Source organism: Mesorhizobium sanjuanii (assembly GCF_002529485.1).
Classification (GTDB): Bacteria; Pseudomonadota; Alphaproteobacteria; order Rhizobiales; family Rhizobiaceae; genus Mesorhizobium; species Mesorhizobium sanjuanii.
Genome location: NZ_NWQG01000285.1, coordinates 1 through 3,715, shown reverse-complemented (window position 1 = coordinate 3,715; position 3,715 = coordinate 1). Strand labels below are relative to the sequence as shown.

4 protein-coding genes and 2 pseudogenes are annotated in these 3,715 nt (G+C 62.9%); 3 read left to right on the top strand and 3 right to left on the bottom strand.

The genetic code is table 11. The annotated features are described in order from the left end of the window. A pseudogene (locus CN311_RS31000) lies at window positions 1-310 on the top strand (endonuclease/exonuclease/phosphatase family protein); the annotation flags it as partial. Here the strand turns inward: CN311_RS31000 and CN311_RS30995 are convergent. The 3 genes from CN311_RS30995 to CN311_RS32780 form a co-directional block, all read right to left on the bottom strand. Further along, on the bottom strand, window positions 307-909 hold the full coding sequence (locus CN311_RS30995; RefSeq protein WP_097577386.1) for a DUF922 domain-containing protein: 603 nt from the start codon (window positions 907-909) through the stop codon (window positions 307-309). The pseudogene CN311_RS31000 and the gene CN311_RS30995 sit on opposite strands and share 4 nt — an antisense overlap. A 79-nt stretch (window positions 910-988) precedes the next feature. Beyond that, the gene (locus tag CN311_RS30990; RefSeq protein WP_097577385.1) at window positions 989-2,668 is read right to left on the bottom strand and encodes an electron transfer flavoprotein-ubiquinone oxidoreductase; all 1,680 of its coding nucleotides are present in this window, start codon (window positions 2,666-2,668) and stop codon (window positions 989-991) included. A gap of 42 nt (window positions 2,669-2,710) precedes the next feature. Then, window positions 2,711-2,866, bottom strand: coding sequence for a hypothetical protein (locus CN311_RS32780; protein ID WP_165779912.1), 156 nt, complete (start codon window positions 2,864-2,866; stop codon window positions 2,711-2,713). On the opposite strand from CN311_RS32780, the gene CN311_RS30985 reads away from it, so the two are divergent. Next, window positions 2,865-3,506 (top strand): hypothetical protein, encoded by a 642-nt coding sequence (locus CN311_RS30985; RefSeq protein ID WP_097577384.1) that lies wholly within the window; start codon window positions 2,865-2,867, stop codon window positions 3,504-3,506. The genes CN311_RS32780 and CN311_RS30985 overlap by 2 nt on opposite strands. A gap of 72 nt (window positions 3,507-3,578) precedes the next feature. Further along, window positions 3,579-3,715, top strand: a pseudogene (locus tag CN311_RS33575) (uracil-DNA glycosylase); the annotation flags it as partial.

Genomic DNA, 3,715 nt, shown 5'->3' with positions numbered 1-3,715 from the left:
CGCTCCATGGAGCGCGGCCGTCAGGCGCGTCGCTTCGCTCGGTAAGCTGACCGTGATGCCGTCGGCCGGACCTAGCTGGATCTATCGGAAACTGCCGGATTTCCTGCGGCGCTACGCCGGGCTGCCGATCGACCAGGTGTTCAGCAAGGGCGGGGTGATGATCCATTCGGCGTCGAGGCTGGAAGACAACGGCTCGGACCATCTTCCTGTCATGGTGGAATTCTCGCTGCGACCGGAAGAGAAGAAGCCGGTCGATGAGGATGAGACGGCACTCGCGGCAATCGGTCAGCCAGTCAGGCCGCGCGGCTAACGCCTGCGCATAAGAGCATCGACCAGGTGCTCGACATGGCCGCCGTCGCGATGTTCGCGCGCGTCGAAGGCGTTCTGCTTCGCCTCGTATTCGGCATAGATGGCCTTGATCCGGCGTCTCGCCTCATGGTGTGTCCTGGTGCAAAACCAGTTGTCGGCGAGTTCCAGGCCCGTGATCGACTTCTCGGTGGCCTGCATCATCTTTCTCGCGATGCGGCCATGCGTATGCTCATGGGCAAGCACGCCGGCTAAAAAATGCTTCCAGCGCTTCCGCAGCGCCGGCGTAGCGGCCGAGACCATCCGGGGGAAGGTGTAGGTCAGATCGAGCGTTCCATCGGCCTGCCGCACACGGCAGACGCCGCCGTCCCTGCTGACGTCGAGATCCCAGTCAACGGTATAGGCGGTCAGCGCGATGGCGTGCGTCGTCAAGCCATGCTTCGGCCCCTTGCGGTCCATGGCCACGACCAGGCTCGCGCCCGTGGTTCCCGATATGTCGTAGGTCCGTGTCTCGACCAGCAGCCTGGTACCGGCCGATGCCGCCGGCGCGAAGCCGCACAAGGCGCCGATCGCCGCAAGGCACGTCAGAACCACCAGGCGCATGGTCATCTCTCCGCATCGAGAGGTCAGGGAAACACAGGCACCGCCCCGCTTCAACCTTTTAGACGAAAGCCCAGCGCGGCTACATGCCTTGATAGACCGGGCCCTCCCCACCCTGGGGTGGCACCCAGTTGATGTTCTGGTTCGGATCCTTGATATCGCAGGTCTTGCAGTGGACGCAGTTCTGCGCGTTGATGACGAAGCGCACATCCTTGGCCGCGGGGTCGGCGGCGGCGTTGCCGTCCTTGTCGACCCATTCGTAGACGCCGGCCGGGCAGTAGCGTGTCGAAGGCCCGGCAAAGACGTCATGCTCGGAACGCTTTTGCAGCTCCATGTCGGCGACCAGCAGGTGGACAGGCTCGTTTTCCTCGTGATTGGTGTTGGACAGGAATACCGAGGACAGGCGGTCGAAGGTCAGCACGCCGTCGGGCTTGGGATAGGAGATCTTCTTATGCTTGGCGGCCGGCTCCAGCGTCGCATAATCGGCCTTGCCGTGCTTCAGCGTGCCGAAGGGCGAGAAGCCGAACAGCGTGTTCAGCCACATGTCGAGGCCACCGATACCGACGCCGACGATGGTGCCGAAGCGCGACCACAGCGGCTTGACGTTGCGCACCTTCTTCAGATCCTTGCCGATGTCGGTCGCCCGCCAGGCGGCCTCGTAAGAAGCCAGATCGTCATTGGCGCGACCGGCGGCAATCGCGTCACTGACATGCTCGGCCGCCAGCATTCCGGAGAGCACGGCATTGTGCGAGCCCTTGATGCGCGGCACGTTGACGAAGCCAGCCGCGCAGCCCATCAGCGCCCCGCCAGGGAAGGACAGTTTCGGCACCGACTGCCAGCCGCCCTCGGTGATGGCGCGGGCGCCGTAGCCCAGCCGCTTGGCGCCCGCGAAGGTGCCAGCGATCGCCGGATGGGTCTTGAAGCGCTGGAATTCCTCGAAGGGCGACAGCCAGGGGTTCTTGTAATTGAGGTGGAGGACAAAACCGACCGCCACCTGGTTGTCTTCCAGATGATAGAGGAAAGAGCCGCCGCCGGTCTTCATATCGAGCGGCCAGCCGAAGGAATGCTGCACCAGGCCCGGCCGGTGGTTCTCCGGCTTGACCTGCCACAGTTCCTTGAGGCCGATGCCATATTTGCCGGGCTCGCGGCCCTCGGCAAGGTTGTATTTGGCGATCAATTGCTTGGCCAGCGAGCCGCGCGCACCCTCGCCGATCAGCACATATTTTCCCATCAGCGCCATGCCCGGGGCGAAGCCTGGACCGTGCGTACCATCCTTCTCGACGCCCATGTCGCCGGTGACGACGCCGGTGACCGCGCCCCGGTCATTGTAGAGCAGGCCGGCGGCGGCAAAGCCTGGATAGATCTCGACCCCCAGCGCCTCGGCCTTGGTCGCCAGCCAGCGGCAGACATTGCCGAGCGAGACGATGTAGTTGCCGTGGTTGTTCATCAGCGGCGGCATCAGGAAGTTGGGCAGGCGGAATGAACCGGCAGGCCCGAGGACCAAAAAATGATCCGCCGTCACCGGCGTCTTGAAGGGGTGGCCCTCTTCCTCGCGCCAGCCTGGCAACAGGCGATCGATGCCGATGGGGTCGACGACGGCGCCCGACAGGATGTGGGCGCCGACTTCGCCGCCCTTTTCCAGGACGACGACGGAAAGCTCCGGATTGACCTGCTTGAGCCGGATCGCGGCGGCGAGGCCGGCTGGACCGGCGCCGACGATGACCACGTCGAATTCCATGCTTTCGCGTTCGATGTCGCTCATCAACCCCTCACTGGCTTGCCGCGTTTCCCGCATTCTGCTGGCTTAGTCGCTGCATAGCGCATCAATTAGCGACGGGAAACCGGCGCTGGCGTGACAAAGCCGATTTCGACAAAAAGTCGCGGCTGGCGGAGAAGAACCTTCTTTCTCAACTTTTTTCAATTGTTCGACGGCTTGCTTATCGGCAATACTTGCCGCCATGCGCATTCCTGAGCCATTCGGCTTCTCATCGACGCGCTTTCATTCTCCGCCCGGCCGGATTTGCCGGGCGCTCCTTTTGGCTCTTCCACTGGCCTTAGCCAATGCACATGCGGACGAGCAAAAGGTGTGGGCGGCCGGCGCCTATTCCTTTTCCGATGAGCTTGGCGGCTTCCGCATCACCGGGACTTCCGGCGTCGGAACCAAGGACGACCCGATTGTCATCACCGAGGAGATGAATTCGGCGACACCGGTGACGCTGACCATCCGCACGACGAAGCCGATCCAACCGTTCGGCACCGCCGGCGAATTCGCCAATGGCCTGATGTATATGCGCATAGACGTGCTCAACAACAGCGGTCAGGCCTGGGTCGAATTCCAGTTCGAGCTGCAGGAGATCCTCGACCAGCCGAGCGTGTTCGGCGACGGCCTGTCATTCGACCAGCGCAACAAGACGCCCGATAACATTGTGTCGAGCAGCTTCGCCGATTTCGACCGCGATTTCGAACCTTATGACAGGCTGCTGTTCAAGAACGGCAAGATCGACCCGCTGAAGACAGGCCGCTTCGAATTCCTGATCACCGACTACACACCGCGCTGGACGTTCTATCTGGTGCAGGATCCGCGCATACCGACGGGCTAAAGAACTTCGTCAGCAGGAGCCGCGGCAATCGCCAATGTTGCAAATTGGCGCCGCGCGGACGATGGTGGCGCCATGACTGCCGCCTCCCCCAACAACCCAATCGATATCGCCGATCTCTTGGCTTTCTACGCTAGCGCCGGCGTCGACGACGCGCTCGAGGACGAGCCGGTGAATCGGTTCGCCGAGGCGGTCCACCAGCCATCGGAGCG

Bases quoted from the DNA above. Each gene is read 5' to 3' on its own strand.
- CN311_RS32780 (WP_165779912.1), bottom strand. From the start codon at position 2,866: ATGGCGGCAAGTATTGCCGATAAGCAAGCCGTCGAACAATTGAAAAAA.
- CN311_RS30985 (WP_097577384.1), top strand. From the start codon at position 2,865: ATGCGCATTCCTGAGCCATTCGGCTTCTCATCGACGCGCTTTCATTCT.
- CN311_RS30995 (WP_097577386.1), bottom strand. From the start codon at position 909: ATGCGCCTGGTGGTTCTGACGTGCCTTGCGGCGATCGGCGCCTTGTGC.
- CN311_RS30990 (WP_097577385.1), bottom strand. From the start codon at position 2,668: ATGAGCGACATCGAACGCGAAAGCATGGAATTCGACGTGGTCATCGTC.